Genomic DNA, 19,925 nt, shown 5'->3' on the forward strand with positions numbered 1-19,925 from the left:
CTGGTTTGTGGATATGTTGGCCCAAAACGGCTAGGCATTTTTGGGCGACATGCACGTCCACGTTGTCGGCGGCCTCATGCAATCACATCAGACAGGTACGTTCCAGATTTCTTTCGCGTATTGGCGAATGGTGCGATCGGACGAGAACCAGCCGACGCGGGCGACATTGCGGATGGCGCGCGCGTACCAGTCTGGACTGTTGCGCCAGACATCGTCGACCTCGCGCTGGCAGGCGGCGTAGGAGTCGAAATCGGCCGCCACCATGAACCAGTCGCTCTGATAAAGGCCGTTCATGAGGTCGCGGTAGCGGTTGGGATCGTCAGGCGAGAAGACGCCGGAGGAGATCGCCGACACCGCCTGCGACAACTCCGGCGAGGACGCGATCACGCCGCGCGGATTGTAGCCGTTGTCGCGGCGTTCGGCGACCTCGGCGGTGGTGAGGCCGAAGATGAAGATGTTGTCGTCGCCGACGCGCTCCTTGATCTCGACATTGGCGCCGTCGAGCGTGCCGATGGTCAAGGCGCCGTTGAGGGCAAACTTCATGTTGCCGGTGCCGGAAGCCTCCATGCCGGCGGTCGAGATCTGCTCGGAAAGATCGGCCGCCGGCATCATTACCTCGGCGAGGCTGACATTGTAGTTCGGGACAAACACAACCTTGAGCAGGCCGCGCGTCGAGGGATCGCCGTTGATTACCCGGGCGACGTCGTTGGCCAGTTTGATGATGAGCTTGGCGTTGTGGTAGCTCGGCGCCGCCTTGCCGCCGAAGAATTTAACCCGCGGCATCCAGTCCCGCTCGGGATGCGAGCGGATCTGGTCGTAGAGCGCGATCGCCTCCAGAATATTGAGCAATTGGCGCTTGTATTCGTGGATGCGCTTGACCTGGATGTCGAACAGCGCCGAAGGATCGAGCCTGATGCCGAGCCGGTCGGCGACTAGGTTTGCAAGCCTCACCTTGTTCTGGCGCTTCACGGCGGCAAACTTCTCGCGGAAGGCGGCGTCGCCGGCAAGAGGATCGAGATCCTTGATCGCCTCGATGTCGTCCATGAAGCGGTTCCCGATCGCTTCGCGGGCAAGCGCGGTCAGGCCCGGATTGCACTGGATCAGCCAGCGCCTGGGCGTGATGCCGTTGGTCTTGTTGTTGATGCGGTCGGGATAGAGCTTGTGGAGATCGGCAAACACCGTCTCCTTCATCAGATCGGTGTGCAGCGCCGAGACGCCGTTGATCGAATGCGAGCCGACGAAAGCGAGGTTGCCCATGCGCACGCGGCGGTCGCCATTTTCCTGGATCAGCGAGATGCGGGCGATCTGCTCGCCCGAGAATTTTCCGGTGGCCCGCGCCTCCAGGAGAACCTGGGCGTTGATGGCGTAGACGATCTGCATGTGGCGCGGCAACAGACGCTCGAACAGCGGCACCGGCCAGCTTTCCAACGCCTCCGGCAGCAACGTGTGGTTGGTGTAGGCGAAGGTACGCTTGGTGATGTCCCAGGCAAGGTCGAAATCCATGCCGTGAACGTCCATCAGAAGCCGCATCAGCTCCGGCACGGCGACGGCCGGATGGGTGTCGTTCAGGTGGATCGCGGCCTTGTCGGGCAACGATCTCAGGTCGCCGTACTGGCTGAGATGCCGCTGGACGATGTCCTGCAGCGAAGCAGTCGAGAAGAAATATTCCTGGCGCAGCCGGAGCTCCTGCCCGGCCATGTGCGAGTCGGCCGGATAGAGAACGCGCGACAGCGCGTCCGCCTTGTTGCTTTCGGCGAGCGCGCCGATGTGGTCGCCGGCATTGAACTTGTCGAGCAGAATCGGGTCGATCGGCATGCCGGACCAGAGCCGCAGCGTGTTGACGCGCTTGGCGCGCCAGCCCGCCACCGGCGTGTCATAGGCGACTGCCAGCACATGCTCGTTGGGCCTCCAGACATGGCGCTCCAGGCGGCCGTCCTTTGAGGTGATCGATTCCACGGAGCCGCCGAAGCCGACCTCGAAGGAACGTTCGCGCCGCTCGAACTCCCACGGGTTGCCGTGGTCGAGCCAGGTCTCCGGCAGCTCGACCTGCCAGCCGTCATGGATCTCCTGCCGGAACATGCCGTTGGCGTAGCGGATGCCGTAGCCGTGGGCGGGAATATCGACCGTTGCCATGCTTTCCATGAAGCAGGCGGCGAGCCGGCCGAGGCCGCCATTGCCGAGGGCTGCGTCCGGTTCAAGGCCGGCGATGAGGTCGAGATCCACGCCGAGCGAAGCCAGCGCCTCACGCATGTTCTCCATCAGGCCGAGATTGGAGAAGGCGTCGCGCATCAGGCGCCCGATCAGGAATTCGAGCGAGAGATAGTAAACGCGCTTTTCCTGCTGGTCGTAGGCTTCCTTGGTCGCCTGGATCCAGTGATCGACGACGCGGTCGCGCACCACCTTGATCGAGGCGGTCAGCCAGTCGTAGGGCGTTGCGACGGTGGTGTCCTTGCCGACCCGGTATTTGAGCGACATCAGGACTTCTTCGGCGAGCGTCCTGGGATCGGGGTGGTCGAGAGCGGGGGCTTCGATCGTCATGGCGGGCTTCATGTCGCCTCTCGTTCGGTTGGCCTGATCATAGCGGCTTTCACCGTTTCTCCTACCCCAGTTTGCCGCGCTGCAGCATATAATGTTAAATCGATTTAGGACGGAGTGTCCATCCGATGCACCTGCGGCCAATTACCATGGTGGAGCGGAGATCAGGCCGCCAGCGCGTCCTCCGGCGGCTTCTTGGCGCCGGTCATGAGCGCGACGGCATCCGACATTGAAATCTGCTTCGGATCGACGACGCATAGACGCCGTCCAAGCCGGTGGATGTGGATGCGATCGGCGACCTCGAAGACATGCGGCATGTTGTGCGAGATGAGCACGATCGGCAGGCCGCGCTTCTTGACGTCGAGGATTAGCTCGAGGACGCGGCGGCTTTCCTTGACGCCGAGCGCCGCCGTCGGTTCGTCCATGATCACCACCTTCGATCCGAAGGCGGCGGCGCGAGCCACGGCGACGCCCTGGCGCTGGCCGCCCGAGAGCGTCTCCACCGCCTGGCTGATGTTCTGGATGGTCATCAGGCCGAGTTCGGTCAGTTTGTCACGGGCGCGCTTTTCCATCGCCGGACGATCCAGCATGCGGAACCAACTGCCGAGCGGACCCGGTTTGCGGATCTCGCGGCCGAGAAACATGTTGTCGGCGATCGACAGCGCCGGCGACAATGCCAGGTTCTGGTAGACGGTCTCGATCCCCGCCTCGCGGGCCTCGATGGGCGATTTGAACTGGACCTGCTTGCCGTCCAGCTCAATCACCCCTTCATCGGGATGCACGGCGCCGGAGATCGCCTTGATGAGCGTCGACTTGCCGGCGCCGTTGTCGCCGATCACGGCCAGGATTTCTCCCGGGTAGAGATCGAAGTCGCAGTTGTTGAGCGCGGTCACGCGGCCGTAGCGCTTGGTCAGACCGCGCGCGGTGAGAACAGCCTGCTGGGTCATGGTTACACCGAAACCTTTCTGATCCACTGGTCGATCGCCACGGCGCCGATAATCAGGACACCGGTGAGCAGCACTTTCCATTGCGGGTCAGCGCCCAGCATGTTGAGGCCCATCGAGACGACGCCGACGATCATGGCGCCGAACAGCGTGCCGAGGATGGAGCCGCGGCCGCCAAAGAGCGAGATGCCCCCGATCACGGTCGCGGTGATCGCTTGCAGATTGTAGTCGGTGACGGCGGCGGACGGCGAGATCGAGCCGTTGCGGCCGATCGACACCCAGGCAGCGAAGGCGGCGATCAGACCGGCAAGCGTATAGACGGCCATCAGCACGGACTTGGTCTGGATACCGGAGAGTTTCGCCGCTTCCGGGTCGTCGCCGACGGCATAGACATGGCGGCCCCACGCCGTGTGGTTGAGCACATACCACAAGAGCAGCACCAACAGGACCATGGCGATGACGCCGGCCGTCAGCACGGCGGAGCCGACCCTGAAGCTCAGCGCGAAGAGATGCAGCAGCGGCGCCTGAGCGTCGACATCGGCGTCGCGGATCGTCTCATTGGCCGAGTAGATGAAATTGGTGGCCATGACGATGTTCCAGGTGCCGAGCGTCACGATGAAGGGCGGCAATTTCATATAGGCGACCAGCAAGCCGTTGAGCATGCCGCAAACCGCGCCTGCGCCAAGCCCAAGCACCACGGCCAGGATTGTCGGCATGCCATAGGTGATGGCGCAGTTGCCCATGACCACCGCCGAGATGACCATCACCACGCCGATCGAAAGATCGATGCCGGCGGTCAGGATGACCAGCGTCTGGGCAGCCCCCAGGATGCCGACGATGGCGATCTGCTGCAGGATCAGCGTCAGCGTGTAGGACGAAAAGAAGCGGCCGCCGATGGCAACGCCAAAGATGATGACCGACAGCACCAGCACGATCAGCGGCACCGCCGCCGGCGTGGAGTGCAGGAAATGCTGGGCGCGCTTGACGAACGACTTGCCGTGCTCGTCGAAGGCCGCGACGCTGGAGTCGCTGCCCGAAAGTACCTTCTCGAATTCCTGAATCTGAGACATGTATCCTCCCGTATGCGCACAGCCTGCTCATTGCTGCGCGCGCCGTCGACGCCTCTTCCGGTCTGTCGCCAGGATTGTCCGCGCTTGACGAAGGCGCATCGTCCACCCGATGCGGCCGGGGATCAAGCCCCCAGCCGCAAGCTTTGTGAACCGTCAGAGCGTCAGCCCCAGCACTTGGCGAGGCCTTCCTTGGTGTCGATCGACTTGACGCCGTTGGCTGGCTTGTCGGTGACGAGATTGACGCCGGTGTCGAAGAAGTTCTTCCCTTCGGTCGGCTTCGGCTTCGTTCCGTCCTTGGCAAATTTGGCGATCGCCTCGATGCCGAGCGCCGCCATCTGCAGCGGGTACTGCTGCGAGGTGGCGCCGATAACGCCCTCGGCAACCGACTTGACGCCCGGGCAGCCGCCGTCGACCGAAACGATCAGCACCTGCTTTTCCAGACCGACGGCCTTGAGCGCCTGGTAGGCACCGACGGCGGCCGGCTCGTTGATGGTGTGGATGACGTTGATAGTGTTGTCCTTTTGCAGGAGGTTCTCCATCGCCTTGCGGCCGCCTTCCTCGTTGCCGTTGGTCACGTCGTGGCCGACGATGCGCGGATCGTCTTCGTCGCCGATCTTGTTGGGATCCTTCACGTCGATGCCGTAGCCCATCATGAAGCCCTGGTCGCGCAGAACGTCGACGGTCGGCTGCGAGGGAGTGAGGTCGAGGAAGCCGATCTTGGCGTCCTTGGCCTTGTCGCCGAGCGTGGCGGCGGCCCAGGCGCCGATCAGCTTGCCGGCCTCCAGATTGTCGGTGGCGAAGGTCGCATCGGCAGCGTCGATCGGATCGAGCGGGGTGTCGAGGGCGATCACCAGCAGGCCGGCGTCACGCGCCTTCTTCACCGTCGGCACGATGCCCTTGGTGTCAGAGGCGGTGATCAGGATGCCCTTGGCGCCGTCGGCGATGCAGCTCTCGATCGCCGCGACCTGGCTCTCGCTGTCGCCATCGATCTTGCCGGCATAGGTCTTCAGGTCGACGCCGAGTTCCTTGGCCTTGGCGGTGGCGCCTTCCTTCATCTTCACGAAGAAGGGATTGGTGTCGGTCTTGGTGATCAGGCAGGCGCCGACGCCCGCAGCCGATGCGGACGAGGCGAATGCGAGCAGGCCCAGCCCGGCCGCCGCGAATACGGTGGACTTCAGCAGCGATTTCTTGGTCACGATTTCCTCCCAATGGAACCATTCCGGACGCCGGCCAACCCGACGCCGCGAGCGCATCCAACCATTTTTCCCAGCGTGGACGCCACCCCAAAAGACACCAGTCCGCATCATCTGTCAATAATTAAATCACTCTTATTTATTATTGACAGACTTGCGCTGTTCACTCATTCTGAACGAAAAGCCAGTGTGGGGAAACCGACGGGAGGAACAGGGTGGAGACCGGCATTGCGAGGCACGGTTCGCCCGAGGCTCTGGAGAGCCGGCTGCATCGCGGCACGAACCAGAGCGGCATGCGCGACCACAATGAAAGGCTGGTGCTGTCACTGGTGCGCCAGCATGGCAGCCTCGCCAAATCCGACATCGCGCGCATGACCGGGCTGTCGGCCCAGACGGTATCCGTCATCATGCGGGAGCTGGAAGAGGACAAGCTGCTCGTGCGCCAGGCGCCGCTGCGCGGCAAGATCGGCCAGCCGTCGATCCCGATGGCGCTCAATCCGGAAGGAGCTTTCTTCATCGGTCTCAAGATCGGCCGCCGCAGCGCCGAGCTGGTGCTGATCGACTTCCTCGGCAATGTGCGATCGATGCTGCAGAATTCCTATCGTTATCCGGCGCCGCGCGAGACGGTGGAGTTCGTCGGCGCTGGGATCAAACAAATGCGCGGCGAGCTGACACCGGCGCAGGACAAGCGCATCGCCGGGCTCGGGATCGCCATGCCGTTCGAGCTCTGGAGCTGGGCCGACACAGCCGGCGCGCCGCGCGAGATCATGGATGAATGGCGCCATCGCGACATCCGCGCCGACATCCAGTCCCAATGCGACTTTCCGGTCTATCTGCAGAACGACGCCACGTCCGCTTGCGGGGCAGAGCTCGTCTTCGGCCAGGCAGGCGCGGCGCGCGACTTCGTCTATTTCTATATCGGCGCCTTTGCCGGCGGCGGCATCGTGCTCAACGGCCGCCTGTTCGGCGGGCCGACCGGCAATGCCGGCGCCCTGGGTTCGATGCCGGTGCCCGGGCCGGACGGCAAGCCGACACAGCTTATCGATGTCGCCTCGATCGCCATGCTGGAAAAGGCGCTGAGCGCCAAGGGCATCGACGGCTCCTATCTGTGGACCTCGCCGCAGGAATGGGGCGAGATCGGCGCCGAGCTCGACGACTGGATCGCAAGTGCTGCACAAGCGCTGGCCTATGCGATCGTTGCCGCCTCGTCGGTCATCGATTTCGAGGCCGCGGTGATCGACGGCTGGATGCCGCTCGACGTGCGGCGGAGGCTTGTCGATGCGGTGACGGGCGCGATCACCGGTATCGACGCCGAGGGGCTGAAGCTGCCGGTCGTACGCGAAGGAACGGTCGGCATCCATGCGCGGGCGCTTGGCGGCGCCAGCCTGCCGCTTTCCGAACGCTTCCTGATCGGACCGACGACGATTTCCAGGAGCGCCTGACCATGCTGATCGGCATTCCGTCGCTGCTCGGCCCGCAGCTTCTGGCGACGCTCAGGGCCATGGGCCATGGCGACGAGATCGCCATCGTCGACGGCAATTATCCGGCCGAGGAACAGGCGCGCAGGCTGATCCGCGCCGACGGCCATGCCGTCATTCCGGTGCTGGACGCCGTTTTGAGCGTGCTGCCGGTGGATGAGGCGGTGCCGGAGGCCCTGTTCCGCGCCTCGGTCAAAGGCGATCCGGCGCTCGCCGATCCCGTGCATCACGAGATGGAAGCGGTCTGCGCCAAACGCGCGCCGGGGCACAAGGTGATTGCGCTGGCGGGGGCCGACTTCTATGCACGCGTCAAGGCCGCGCATGCGATCGTCGCGACCAGCGAGCCAAGGCTTTATGCCAACATCATCATCCGTAAGGGCGTGATCCATCCGCCGGAGACCGAGACACAATGATCCTCTGCTGTGGCGAAGCCCTGATCGATATGCTGCCGCGCACGACGACGGAAGGCGAAGCGGCCTTCGCGCCTTATGTCGGCGGGGCGGTGTTCAACACGGCGATCGCGCTCGGGCGGCTCGGCGCTCCGGCAGGCTTCTTCTCAGGTCTCTCCTCCGACCTGTTCGGCGGCCAGTTCCGCGAAGCGCTGGGAGCAAGCAAGGTGAGCTCGACCTATGCGCACACCTCGCCCAGGCCCACCACGCTCGCCTTCGTGCGGCTCACCGATGGCCAGGCGACCTACACGTTCTACGACGAGAACACCGCCGGGCGCATGCTCGCCATCGAGGACCTGCCGAAGCTCGGGGCCGAGATCGAGGCGATGCTGTTCGGCGCGATCAGCCTCATCTCGGAACCGGCGGGATCGGCCTATGAGGAGTTCATGCGGCGCGAGCACAACAGCCGGGTGATGATGCTCGACCCCAACATCCGGCCGAACTTCATTCCGGACAAGGCCAAGCATCTGAGGCGCATCCGCGAGATGATGGCGATGGCCGACATCGTTAAACTGTCGGACGAAGACCTCAACTGGTTCGACGAAGCGGGCTCGCACGAGGAGGTCGTGCGCAACTGGCTGGACCGCGGCCCCAGGCTGATCGTCGTCACCCATGGCAGCGAGGGCGCCGTCGGCTACAGCAGGGAGCACAAGGTCACGGTGGTGCCGCGGAAGGTGAAGGTGGTCGACACCGTCGGCGCGGGCGACACCTTCAATGCCGGCATCCTTGCCTCGCTGCACGAGCAGGGTCTGCTCACCAAGGCAGCGATCGGCGGCCTCTCGGAGGAAGCCATCCGCAGCGCGCTGGAGCTTGGCGCCAAGGCGGCCGCGGTGACGGTATCTCGGGCCGGCGCCAACCCGCCATGGCGGCACGAAATAGCCTGATCGGCTGCCCGGTCTCGCCGGCGGTCCGTGCCCGAGCGATCACTTTATGTTTCGAAGGGCCGGAACAGCGCGACGAGAGCCGCTTCGAATATGCTTGGAAGCCCGGATTTCCGGCTTCTTCTGGCAATGGGCAGGCAAAAAAACGGTAACAGGCTGCGACACTTGCGCAATTCGGCCTGGCCATGGGCGGCTTTTTCAGCCGTGGCAAGTCTGGTACCAGCGGGCCGGTTTACTGGCAGCATCTGAGGCCGACATGCAGTTCATCGATCTTGGCGCGCAACGCGAACGAATCCGCGACCGGCTGAAGGCCGCGATCGACACGGTGGTCGAAGACGGCCGTTACATCCTCGGCCCGCAAGTCGCAGAATTCGAGAACAAGCTCGCGGCTTATGTCGGCGTCAAGCACGTGGTGGCCTGCGCCAACGGCACCGATGCGCTGCTTCTGCCGCTGTTTGCGGCCGGCATCGGTCCGGGCGATGCCGTGTTCGTGCCAAGCTTCACCTTCGCCGCGACGGCCGAGGTGGTGGCGCTCGCCAAGGCCGAGCCTGTCTTCGTCGACGTCGATCCCGACACTTACAACATCGATATCGCCAGCCTCGAGGCGGCGATCGACATGATCAAGAAGCAAGGAAGGCTGAAGCCGAAGGCGATCATCCCGGTCGACCTGTTCGGACTTGCCGCCGACTACGAGGCGATCATGGCGATCGCAAAGCGCGAGGGCCTGCTGGTGATCGAGGACGCGGCCCAGTCGATGGGCGGCTCGGCCGACGGCACGATGTGCGGCGCCTTCGGCCATGTCGGCTCGACCAGCTTCTATCCGGCCAAGCCGCTCGGCTGCTACGGCGATGGCGGCGCGATGTTCACCAATGATGCTGCGCTCGCCGACAAGCTGCGCTCCTTCGCCTTCCACGGCAAGGGCGAGACGCAGTACGACAACATCCGCGTCGGCATCAATTCCCGCCTCGACACGCTGCAGGCGGCGATCCTGATCGAGAAGCTCGCCATCCTCGAGGAAGAGATGGTGGCCCGTCAGGCGGTCGCCGACCGTTACGCCAATGGGCTTGGCGACATCGTCAAGGCATCACGCAATCTCGGCCACGGCCGCTCGGCCTGGGCACAATATGCCATCGAGACGCCGAAGCGCGACGGGTTGAAGGCGCATCTCGGCGAAAAAGGCATCCCGTCGGTCATCTATTACGTGAAGCCGCTGCACGAACAAATCGCCTACCGCGACTATCCGCGCACGCCGACCGGTCTTGCGGTTTCGGAAAAGCTGCCGAAGCAGATCCTCTGTCTGCCGATGCACGCCTATCTCAGCGAAGCCGACCAGGACAAGATCATCGAGACGATCCGCAATTATATCGGCTCCAACTCGGCGCAGGTCGCGGCTGCCTGATCTCCCCCTTCAGGAGGAGATTAAGCCTCCACGCCCTTCCCCGTCGCAATGAAGTACGGGTTGGCGAAATCCGTGTCAGTGGCCTGGTTGCGTTTGCCGTAGAGGAGCGGCTGGCCGTCCAGCGTGCGGGTCATGCCGCCGGCGGCGCGCAGCACCGCATCGCCGGCCGCCGTATCCCATTCCATGGTGCGACCGAAGCGCGGATAAACGTCGGCCTCGGCGGCGGCGAGCAGGCAGAATTTCAGCGACGAGCCTATCGAGACGATTTCGGTGGCGCCGAGATCGCGAATGAAGGCTTCGGTTTCCGGCGTGTTGTGCGAGCGGCTGGCGACGACAGCGAGCGGCGTGCCGCCTGCCCGCACGGTGACTGGCCGACGGCCGGCGACACGATAGTCGCCGTCAACGTCGATCGCTTCCGCCGTCCCCGGCCGACCGGAGAAGAAACGTCCTGTGCAAGGCGCGAACACGACGCCGACTTCCGGCACGCCGTGGCGCACCAGCGCAATGTTGACGGTGAAATCGGTGCGGCGGTTGACGAATTCCTTGGTGCCGTCGAGCGGATCGACGAGGAAGAAGGCGCCGTCGAGGTCGGGCGTGGCAATACCCGCCGCAACCTCCTCCTCGGCGACGCAAGGGATGTCCGGATAAGCGGCGCGCAGGCCGGCCAGGATAATCTTTTCGCTTTCGCGATCGGCTTCCGTCACCGGCGAAGAGTCGGACTTGCTGTCGACGGCGCAGCCTTCGTGGAAAACGCGCATCACCGCGCGGCCGGCATCGAGCGCGAGGCGCTCGAACACGCCAAGCATTGCCGCGTCGTCAGATGCCGCCGCCATCGTCATACTGCTCTTCGGCAACGTCGCGCTCCGTCAGCCAGTGTTCCAACGCTTCCGCCATCTCCTCGGGCGTCCTGCCGAGAGTCTTGAGGTGGATCTCGGGGTTCTCCGGCGTCTCGTAGGGAGAATCGACGCCGGTGAAGTTCTTGATCTCGCCGCTCAAGGCGCGGGCGTAAAGGCCCTTCGGGTCGCGGCGGGCGCATTCCTCGAACGGCGTGTCGACGAACACCTCTACGAATTCCCCCTCGCCCATCAGCTCGCGCGCCATGCGCCGCTCGGCGCTGAAGGGCGAAATGAACGAGACGATGACGATCAGGCCCGCATCGGCCATCAGCTTGGCCACTTCGGCGACGCGGCGGATGTTTTCGACCCGATCCGCGTCGGTGAAGCCGAGATCGCGGTTGAGGCCGTGGCGGACATTGTCGCCGTCGAGGATGTAGGTGTGGCGGCCGGACGCGAACAGCTTCCTCTCGAAAAGATTTGCGATGGTCGACTTGCCGGAACCGGACAGACCGGTGAACCAGAACACCGCCGGGCGCTGGTTTTTCAGGTCGGAGCGGCCGCGCTTGCCGACGTCGAGCGATTGCCAATGAATATTTTCGGCGCGGCGCAGCGAATGCAGGATCATGCCGGCGCCGACGGTGGCGTTGCTGATGCGGTCGATCAGGATGAAGGCGCCGGTCGTGCGGTTCTCGGCGAAGGGATCGAAGGCGATCGGCGCCCGGGTCGACAGGTTGCACACCCCGACCTCGTTGAGGTCGAGAGACTTCGCAGCCTCATGCGCGAAATCGTTGACGTTGACGCGGTATTTCAGATCGGTGACGGTCGCGCTCACCTGATCGGTTTCGGTGCGCAGGATATAGGACCGGCCGGGCAGCAGGGCCTGCTCGTCGAACCAGACCAGATTGGCGGCGAACTGGTCGGCGACCTGCGGACGTGCGGCCGGCGATACCAGCATGTTGCCGCGCGAAACCTCGACCTCGTCCTCGAGGACGAGCGTGATGGCCTGGCCGGCAACAGCCTGCTCAAGGTCGCCGCCATGCGCGACGATGCGCTTGACCCGGGAGGCCCTGCCCGACTTGGCGACCACGACCTCGTCGCCTTTGGAAACGGAACCGGATGCAATGGTTCCGGCAAAGCCGCGAAAATCGAGGTTGGGACGGTTCACATACTGGACGGGAAAGCGGAACGGCAATTCGATCGCGGCCTCGTCGACGGACACGGTTTCCAGATGCTCGATAAGCGACGGCCCGGAATACCAGGGCGTGCGCTCCGAGCGGCTGGTGACATTGTCGCCGAAGCGCGCCGACATCGGAATCGGCACGATACTGTTGAAGCCCAGGCTTTGCGCGAAGTCGCCGTAGTCGGCGACGATCCGGTCGAACACGGTCTTGTCGAAGCCGACGAGGTCGATCTTGTTGACGGCAAGGACGATGTGACGAATGCCGAGCAGCGAGGCGATGATCGAATGGCGCCGCGTCTGGCGCAGCACGCCCTGGCGCGCATCGATGAGCACGATGGCGAGGTCGGCGGTCGAAGCGCCCGTCGCCATGTTGCGCGTGTATTGCTCATGGCCGGGTGTGTCGGCGACGATGAACTTGCGCTTCGGGGTGGCGAAGAAGCGGTAGGCGACGTCGATTGTGATGCCCTGCTCGCGCTCGGCCTCCAGCCCGTCGACGAGCAGCGCGAAGTCGATGTCGTCGCCGGTGGTGCCGTGCTTGCGAGAATCGTTCTCCAACGCGGCGAGCTGGTCCTCGAAAATCTGCTTGGTATCGGACAGCAGCCGGCCGATCAGCGTCGACTTGCCGTCGTCGACCGAGCCGCAGGTGAGAAAGCGCAGCAGCGACTTCTTCTCCTGCGCGGCCATGTAGTCGCGGATCGAATCGGTCGGGGCGAGGCTCTTGGCCAGGATGTGGCGCATGCTCAGAAATACCCCTCGCGCTTCTTCTTTTCCATGGAACCTGCCTCGTCGCGGTCGATGAGGCGGCCCTGGCGCTCGGAGGTGCGGGCGGTCAGCATCTCGCCGACGATGGCTTCGAGCGTGTCGGCATCCGATTCTATGGCGCCCGTCAGCGGATAGCAGCCCAGCGTGCGGAAGCGCACGAGACGGTTCTCGATCTTCTCGCCGGGGCGCAGTTGCATGCGGTCATCGTCCTTCATGATGAGCATGCCGTCGCGTTCGACGACCGGCCGCTCCTTGGCGAAATAGAGCGGCACGATCGGGATGTTCTCCTGCAAGATATACTGCCAAATGTCGAGCTCGGTCCAGTTGGACAGGGGAAAGACGCGGATCGATTCACCCGGCGCGATCCGGGTGTTGAAGATCTTCCACATTTCCGGCCGCTGGTTCTTGGGATCCCAGGCATGCTGGGCATTGCGGAAGGAAAAGATGCGCTCCTTGGCGCGCGACTTCTCCTCGTCGCGACGGGCGCCGCCGAAGGCTGCGTCGAAGCCGTATTTGTCGAGCGCCTGGCGCAGCGCCACCGTCTTCATCACATGGGTGTGGGTGTTCGAGCCGTGATCGAAGGGGTTGATGCCGTCGCGCACCCCGTCTTCGTTGACATGAACAAGCAGGTCGAAGCCGAGCTTCTGCGCCATCTGATCGCGAAAGGCGATCATCTCACGGAACTTCCAGGTCGTGTCGACATGCAGGAAGGGAAATGGCGGCTTGGCGGGATAGAAGGCCTTCATCGCCAGATGCATCAGCACCGAGGAATCCTTGCCGACCGAATAGAGCATCACCGGCTTGGCGAAAGAGGCCGCAACCTCACGGAAGATGTGGATGGATTCGGCCTCTAGCCGCTGCAGATGGGTGAGCGCGATATTCATAAGCTATTGAGCGTTCTTTCGTGCCGGCCAGGCCTTGCAGCAGGCGATTGGCGCGGTTTGCTAAAACAGCCCGTCAAGCCCTGGACCCTTGTCGCGGGCGTTCTAGCAGATCGCCATCGCCCATAACAACGCAAGACCCGCGCCGGGCACAGCGCTTTGGGAATGAATTTTCCAAGTGAGCTTGATAAGTCGGAAAATTCTCCCAGACAAGCCGAGCAATTGAAAGGGGCCGAACAAACCTATTTGCTTCGATCGGCTAGGTTGACTTCCAAGAGCTTTCGTCCACGCCGCCGATTTTCGGCTGGACATCCTTCGGTCGCCCTATCGGAGATCGGAGCCAGCCGCTATACCGGCGCGGGAACGGGGCGAGGCGCGGCAGAACGGCTCGGTCAGGGCCAATTGTTCGGTACCCCGGCGGGTCTGCGCACAACCTGGAAGATTGCGAAGCAAGGCATTGAACCCGTTTACATCGCTTCGGCGCCATCTCACGCCGACACAGATCAACATCTGTTTCTCGATCGTCTGCTTCTTCTCGCCGCCGGTGCTGGGATCGGTGGTCAGCTTCGTTTTCAACGGCGGCGCGCTTTGGTCCGTGGTTCTGCTCGCCATCAAACGGCGGCAGTTCAACATCGACCGGCCGATGCTGGCCATGACGGTGGCGATCTGTGCCTATTGCGCGGCCATCGTCCTTGCTTCGATCGTCAACGGCACGCTGGCGGCGGATCTGCGGTTGTTCCTGCCGCTGATCACTTTCCTCTTCTTTCCGATCTCCTATTCGACCTGGAGCATCACGGAAAAGACCGTGCTTGTGCGCATCGTCGTACTGGCGAGCGCCGCGGCATGTTTCGGCGCGCTGCTCCTCGCCGTCGTTCAGTATTACTGGATCGGCACCAGGGCCGAAGGCGGTGCCGGGAATGCCATCGTATTCGCAACGGTGACCTGCCTGGCCGCGGCGATGAGCCTCGCAGGCGCGCTGTCGGGGATCGAGAAGCGCTGGAAGCTGCTGACCCTCGCTGCGCTTGCGGGCAGTTTGGCGGTGCTTTATTCGGGCTCCCGCATCATCTGGCTGGCGCTGCTGCTTGCGGGCATCGCCGTGCTCTCGATCAACCGGCGCCGGCTCAGCGGGTTGAAACTTGCGCGCATTGCGCTGATTGCCGGCGGCGCCTGCCTGCTGCTCGCCGCGATCGCGTTTCCCGTCATTGCCAATCGCGCTGACTTCCTTTTCAGCGACTTGGATGCGCTCACCACCAAGAACGACCATACGACGGCGCTTGGGCTGCGGGTGGCGATGTGGGAGATCGGCACGAAGGCGTTTCACGAGGCTCCGATTTTCGGACATGGCATCACAGGCAGCCGGGCGCTAATGAAACAGGGTTTTCACGCTCAATTCGGCATGGACGCAGGCTACAACCATTACCATAACGGTTTTCTGACCGCGGCGGTGCAGGCCGGTTTGTTAGGGGCGTTCGCCTTGGCGACGATCTTCGTCGTCGCGGCCTGGAACGCGGCAAGGGCGCTGCGCCGCAGCGCCGGCCCAGCGGAACGGTTCGGCGCAACCATGATCATCGTCACCGTCGTCACTTATCTCATAGGCGGGCTGACCGGTATCCTGGTCGGCCAGGACCTTCTCGATTCGACGCTGATGGTGTTCCTGGTTTCGGGAACCTATCTGGCTTGCGGACGAACGGTGCCGCCGACCGGCAAGAGCGCCGCCATTCCTTCGGCCGCCAGCCGGCGAACATGAAGGTCCTGGTCACCGGGGCGACGGGGCTGATCGGACGCCAGGTGACCGGCCGGCTGCGTCAGGCCGGCTTCGACATACGCATTGCGTCCCGCTGGCCAGAACGACTGCAGGCTGCGGGCGAGGTCTTTGCGCTGCCCGGCGCCGATGCGCCGGACGACGCCTTCCTGGCACTGATGCGCGAGGTGAGCCATGTCGTCCACTGCGCGGCGCTGAACAGCGATCGGAACGCCAGCGACGCCGACTACCAGGCCGCCAATGCGACGCTGACCGCGCGGCTGGCCAAGGCCACGGCTGCAGGTTGCGGCGGGCGCTTCATCTATCTTTCCTCGATCCGGGCCGTGGCGGGTCCCGGCTTCAGCGGCACGATCAACGAGACGATGGCCCCTGCTCCGCAATGCGCCTATGGCCGCTCCAAACGCGAAGGCGAGATCAGGATGATCGCCGCTTACGCCGGACGCCCGGATGCCACGGCACTGCGCCTGCCGCCCGTCTATGGCGAGGGCATGAGGGGCAACATGGCGTCGCTGATGCGGCTTGCCGACACCGCCCTGCCGCTGCCGGCCAGCGCGCTGGCGAGTGTGCGCTCGCTGATCGCGTCCGACACGGCGGCGGGCGCGGTGCTGCACCTTGTCAGCCGTCCGGGATCGCTCCACCCGGCCTATGTCGCGGGCAACGCAGTTCCGCTGGCGACGTCCGAAATCCTCGCCGCGTTCCGGCGTGGTTTCAGCCGTCCGCCGCGGCTTTTTCCCATGCCCGCGATGCCGCTGCGGCTGGCGGCAAGGCTGCTCGGCATGCAGGCATCGTGGCAAGCCTTGACCGCGACCCAGATCTGCGATCCGTCACTGCTGGCCTCGGAAGGTTGGATGCCGGAAACCGATACGCTCGGCCGGCTTGAGGAACTGGCGCGAAAGAAGGCCGCTCAGGCCCGGTAGAATGTCCCCAGCAATATCCTGAGGTCGAGGCCGATCGAAGCGGCCTTCAGATAGGCTGCGTCGGTCTCGGCGCAGAGTTTCGGATCGGACATGTCGATGCCCTTGATCTGCGCCAGCCCGGTGATGCCCGGAAGCGCCGAAAGCACGCCCAGCCGCTGCCGGTGGCCGATCAACTCCGTTTGCGTCGGCAGGCACGGACGGGGACCGACAAGGCTCATCTCGCTCTTGAGCACGTTCCAGAGCTGCGGCAGCTCATCGATCTTGGTCGCGCGCAGCACCCTGCCGACCGCGGTGACCGACCCGGCAGGCGCCTCGTGCGTTGGCAAGGACGGGGTGTTGCGATGCATGGTGCGCAGCTTGTGGCAGGCAAAGACGGCGCCGCCCCGCCCGACGCGCGGCTGCGAAAAGATGGCCGGTCCGGGCGATGTCGCCCTGACCGCCAGCATGGCGATCAGCACAACGGGCGACGTAACCGCCAGCATGACGGCCGCGATAGTCAGGTCGAAAGCCCGCTTTGCCGTCACGGCTCAGATCCGCCGCCAAAGAAAGGCAAGGTAGAGGCCGAGCGTGCCCATCATGGTCTGCCGGTAGACGCCGCTTTTGCCGAGCAGGCTGAAGCGCCTGATAGCATTGCCCTTGCGCGCCCTGATGAAGAGGCGAAGGCAACGTGCTGCATCGCGTGTAACGAGGTCGCGGTTCACGGCAAGGCCTCTGAGATTGCTGTCCGTCCAGGTGGCGAACTGGCCCTGGAACAGCCGCCCGAGCCTCGAAAGCCTTGCCCTCCAGGAGACGTTGGCGCCGACCAGGTTCGCCCCGTGCTGCCGGTATTTGACCAGCGGCCGCGGCTCGTAGCGGACCTTGCCGCCGGCGGCGGTGACCACGAGATAGGCCCACCAGTCATGGCTGACGAATTCGGCTCTTGCCGAGGCCTTCGCCAGAAGGTCGCGCGCCGCGCGGTTGAAGAGCATGGTGTTGCCGCCGGCGATGCTCTGCACCAGGGCGTTGCGGAAGGATGGTGGGCGGCGGAACAGCGGCGAATGGCCCGCCGGGACGCCGGTCTCGGAAATGGTCGCCGTGCGCGAGCAGAACAGGAGCGGCATTGCCATATCCTGTGTCTCCATCCAGCGAATGGCGCTCTCCAGCCGGTCCGGCTCCCAGACATCGTCCTGGTCGCAAAAGGCGTAGTAATCGGCATCGACGCGCGGCTCGATGATCATCGAGCGGAAGTTGGCGGCGAAGCCGTTTCGCGGACCCTGCACCAGCGTAAGGGAGCCCTTGTTCCAGCGGGACCGCCACGCCTCGAGGATCGCGAGCGTGGCGTCCGTCGAGCCGTCGTCGGAAACCCAGAGATCGACATGGGGCCATGATTGGTCGAGCAAGGATTGCAACTGCTCGCCGATAAAGGCGGCGCCATCCCTCGTGCCCATGAGAACGGCCACGTGCTGATCTTTCCCGGTCACTGTTTCAGAACCCGCAGGGCATTCGAACAGGCTTCAATAGCCAATTGCGGGAGGGCGGCACAGGGCTAACTGATCTGTCCGGCCGCTTTCGGCACCGCCCGCTCGGGCGCGCCGCCAATGCCTTGCCCTGCCCGGTTGAGCCCGGCCAGGATCGCGAGGGCCGCGGCCTTGTCCTGGTCCCGTATGGCGGCCACCAGCGCCGGCAGCGCGGCCTCGATCCTCGGCCACTCCACGACGTCGGTCCTGAGGCCGAAGATCTTGGCGATGTCGAGCTTGACGACCTCCTCGCTTTCGCCATGCAGCGCCTCGTGCAGCTTCTCGCCGGGCCTGATGCCGGTGAAGCGGATCGGAATGTCGGTATAGGGGCTTTTGCCGGCCATGCGGATCATGGTTTCGGCGACTTCGAGGATCGGCACGGGCTTGCCCATGTCGAGCATGTAGATGGCGTAGTCGTCCCTGCCCTGGCGCCGCTCGGCATCGGCGGCCGACATGATGACGAGATCGACGGCCTCGGCCACCGTCATGAAATAGCGGGTCATGCGCCGGTCGGTGATGGTGACCGGCCCGCCGGCCTCGATCTGCGCCTGGAAGATGGTCGCCACCGAGCCGTTGGAGCCGAAGACGTTGCCGAAGCGCACGGCGATGAACTTGGTGCCGGGACGATGCACAGTTGGGACGCCGGCATGGCGGCCGTTCAGCCCGCCGGCAGGGAAAGGCGACGGCGCGGCGTGCGTCTCATGCAGCGAGGAGACGATCTGCTCGGCCGCGCGCTTGGTGACGCCAAGCACCGAGCTCGGGTCGACGGCCTTGTCGCTGGAAATCAGCAGGAACTGCGGCACCCCGCATTCGGCCGCGACCTCGGCGCAGGCGAGCGTGCCGAAGACATTCGTTTCGATCGCCGCTTCCCAGTTCTCTTCCAGCAGCGGCACATGCTTCAGCGCCGCGGCGTGAAAGATGATCGCGGGTTTGAACTCGCTGACGAGGCGCATCATGTGCGGCCGGTCGGTGACATCGACGATGCGGCTTGCCAGCCGGTCGCGGTCTTTCTCGTCGATGATCTGATCGAGCTGGAAGATGCCGAACTCGGAATTGTCGGCCACCAGCACCGCCTCGGCGCCGAGCTCCAGCGCGCGCTTGACCAGCACACGGCCGATGGAGCCGGCCCCGCCGGTGACCAGCACGCGCTTGCCGCCGACGAAGGCGCCGATGCGCGCGATGTCGGTGGCGACCGCCGAACGGCGCATGATGGTTTCCATCTCGACGGCATCGAGAACCAGCTTGCCGCCCTGCCCCAGTTCCGAAAGACCGGAGAACTGGACGACGGCGATGCCGCTGTGGCGGGCGACGCGCACCAGCTCGGCATAGTCTTCGATCTCGCGCTCGACCCCCTTGCCGAAGATCAGGAGGTCGAGGTTTTCCGTGCCCTTGACATACTCTTCCAGCACCTCGACCAGACGCGGCCGCAGCGCCACGACCGGAACGCCCTGGATCTGCGTGCCGAGCGGCGCGCCGGCCTCCGTGGCCATGATGCCGGCAATGGCATATTCGGCCGGCACCGCCGTGCGGGTGAAGCGGACGATCACGTCGGCCTCGCTCAGCCGGCCGATGAACAGCGCCTGCTTGATCGACGCATCGCCGGCGGCGCGGCGCAGGATGCGCCAGGACGCGCCGTCGCGCAGGAAGCGATAGTAGAGCCTGGGTGCCGAAATGATGGTGAAGGAGACCAGGAAGAAGACGATGAACTGGCGCTCGTTGAGACCGGCGACCGGCTGGAAAAAGGAGCGGTAGGCAATCGAGGCCAGATAGAGAACCACCGTCAGGCTGCCGCAGCCCTTCAGGATGTTGAAGAAGTCGGGCGTCGAGGCAAAGCGCCAGACGGTGCTGTAGAGGCCGCAGGTGCGAAACAGGAGATGGGCGAGGAGCACGATCAGCGCCCAGCAAGCCAGCCCGCCGGAGGAGAACGCATCGAAGGAAAGCCGCGACTGCGAGAGCGTGAGGCTGAGCGCCACCGCGATCAGGACCATGACGAGGTCCTGGACCATGATGATGGCGCGCCGCATCTTCGGTCGGAGGCCCGATACGGCTTCTACATAGGCGGTCATTGGGTAGTACTGAACTCCAGGCGCGGGAATACTATCAGAACGGCGCAGGACAGAACACCGTCCACCGCCACTCCAG

16 protein-coding genes are annotated in these 19,925 nt (G+C 64.3%); 6 read left to right on the plus strand and 10 right to left on the minus strand.

All coding sequences use genetic code 11. The annotated features are described in order from the left end of the window. Positions 1-87: 87 nt before the first annotated feature. The 4 genes from A9K71_RS16655 to A9K71_RS16670 form a co-directional block, all read right to left on the minus strand. A complete protein-coding gene (locus A9K71_RS16655) occupies positions 88-2,550 on the minus strand; it encodes a glycogen/starch/alpha-glucan phosphorylase (RefSeq protein WP_066997787.1) in 2,463 nt (820 codons plus the stop codon). Between the two features lie 149 nt (positions 2,551-2,699). After that, on the minus strand, positions 2,700-3,482 hold the full coding sequence (locus A9K71_RS16660; RefSeq protein WP_066997791.1) for an ATP-binding cassette domain-containing protein: 783 nt from the start codon (positions 3,480-3,482) through the stop codon (positions 2,700-2,702). A 2-nt stretch (positions 3,483-3,484) separates the two neighbouring features. After that, positions 3,485-4,549, minus strand: coding sequence for an ABC transporter permease (locus A9K71_RS16665; RefSeq protein ID WP_066997793.1), 1,065 nt, complete (start codon positions 4,547-4,549; stop codon positions 3,485-3,487). A 161-nt stretch (positions 4,550-4,710) separates the two neighbouring features. After that, positions 4,711-5,745 (minus strand): sugar ABC transporter substrate-binding protein, encoded by a 1,035-nt coding sequence (locus tag A9K71_RS16670; protein ID WP_066998169.1) that lies wholly within the window; start codon positions 5,743-5,745, stop codon positions 4,711-4,713. A 212-nt stretch (positions 5,746-5,957) separates the two neighbouring features. Between A9K71_RS16670 and A9K71_RS16675 the strand changes: the two genes are divergently transcribed. The 4 genes from A9K71_RS16675 to A9K71_RS16690 all read left to right on the plus strand — a co-directional run bounded on the left by A9K71_RS16675 (position 5,958) and on the right by A9K71_RS16690 (position 9,949). Then, positions 5,958-7,184 carry an ROK family transcriptional regulator gene (locus tag A9K71_RS16675; protein WP_066997795.1) on the plus strand — a complete coding sequence of 409 codons (1,227 nt, stop codon included), beginning with the start codon at positions 5,958-5,960 and terminating at the stop codon, positions 7,182-7,184. Between the two features lie 2 nt (positions 7,185-7,186). After that, complete coding sequence (locus A9K71_RS16680; protein WP_066997799.1) at positions 7,187-7,633, plus strand: RbsD/FucU domain-containing protein; 447 nt, start codon at positions 7,187-7,189, stop codon at positions 7,631-7,633. After that, a complete protein-coding gene (locus A9K71_RS16685) occupies positions 7,630-8,553 on the plus strand; it encodes a carbohydrate kinase (RefSeq protein WP_066997802.1) in 924 nt (307 codons plus the stop codon). Before A9K71_RS16680 ends, A9K71_RS16685 begins: the two co-directional genes overlap by 4 nt. A gap of 253 nt (positions 8,554-8,806) precedes the next feature. Then, a complete protein-coding gene (locus A9K71_RS16690) occupies positions 8,807-9,949 on the plus strand; it encodes a DegT/DnrJ/EryC1/StrS aminotransferase family protein (RefSeq protein ID WP_066997804.1) in 1,143 nt (380 codons plus the stop codon). Between the two features lie 20 nt (positions 9,950-9,969). Here A9K71_RS16690 and cysQ read toward each other — a convergent pair whose 3' ends face one another. From cysQ to cysD, 3 genes are read right to left on the minus strand one after another with little or no spacing between them, the layout of a single operon-like run. Continuing rightward, on the minus strand, positions 9,970-10,755 hold the full coding sequence (gene cysQ / locus A9K71_RS16695) for a 3'(2'),5'-bisphosphate nucleotidase CysQ (protein ID WP_066998172.1): 786 nt from the start codon (positions 10,753-10,755) through the stop codon (positions 9,970-9,972). Between the two features lie 10 nt (positions 10,756-10,765). Then, positions 10,766-12,703: a sulfate adenylyltransferase subunit CysN gene (gene cysN / locus A9K71_RS16700; RefSeq protein ID WP_066997807.1), complete on the minus strand. Its 1,938-nt coding sequence runs from the start codon at positions 12,701-12,703 to the stop codon at positions 10,766-10,768. Between the two features lie 2 nt (positions 12,704-12,705). Further along, complete coding sequence (cysD, locus tag A9K71_RS16705; RefSeq protein ID WP_066997810.1) at positions 12,706-13,611, minus strand: sulfate adenylyltransferase subunit CysD; 906 nt, start codon at positions 13,609-13,611, stop codon at positions 12,706-12,708. Between the two features lie 454 nt (positions 13,612-14,065). Here cysD and A9K71_RS16710 point away from each other — a divergent pair, with 454 nt between their 5' ends. Then, a complete protein-coding gene (locus A9K71_RS16710) occupies positions 14,066-15,355 on the plus strand; it encodes an O-antigen ligase (protein ID WP_066997813.1) in 1,290 nt (429 codons plus the stop codon). Then, on the plus strand, positions 15,352-16,287 hold the full coding sequence (locus tag A9K71_RS16715; protein WP_066998181.1) for an NAD-dependent epimerase/dehydratase family protein: 936 nt from the start codon (positions 15,352-15,354) through the stop codon (positions 16,285-16,287). Before A9K71_RS16710 ends, A9K71_RS16715 begins: the two co-directional genes overlap by 4 nt. Here the strand turns inward: A9K71_RS16715 and A9K71_RS16720 are convergent. The 3 genes from A9K71_RS16720 to A9K71_RS16730 all read right to left on the minus strand — a co-directional run bounded on the left by A9K71_RS16720 (position 16,275) and on the right by A9K71_RS16730 (position 19,849). After that, complete coding sequence (locus tag A9K71_RS16720; protein ID WP_066998175.1) at positions 16,275-16,769, minus strand: sugar transferase; 495 nt, start codon at positions 16,767-16,769, stop codon at positions 16,275-16,277. The two genes, A9K71_RS16715 and A9K71_RS16720, sit on opposite strands and share 13 nt — an antisense overlap. A 45-nt stretch (positions 16,770-16,814) precedes the next feature. Beyond that, the gene (locus A9K71_RS16725) at positions 16,815-17,726 is read right to left on the minus strand and encodes a glycosyltransferase family 2 protein (RefSeq protein ID WP_245299650.1); all 912 of its coding nucleotides are present in this window, start codon (positions 17,724-17,726) and stop codon (positions 16,815-16,817) included. An 86-nt stretch (positions 17,727-17,812) separates the two neighbouring features. Further along, a complete protein-coding gene (locus A9K71_RS16730; protein ID WP_066997816.1) occupies positions 17,813-19,849 on the minus strand; it encodes a nucleoside-diphosphate sugar epimerase/dehydratase in 2,037 nt (678 codons plus the stop codon). Positions 19,850-19,925 lie beyond the last annotated feature (76 nt).

Source organism: Mesorhizobium sp. WSM3873 (genome assembly GCF_001672445.1).
Taxonomy (GTDB): domain Bacteria; phylum Pseudomonadota; class Alphaproteobacteria; order Rhizobiales; family Rhizobiaceae; genus Mesorhizobium.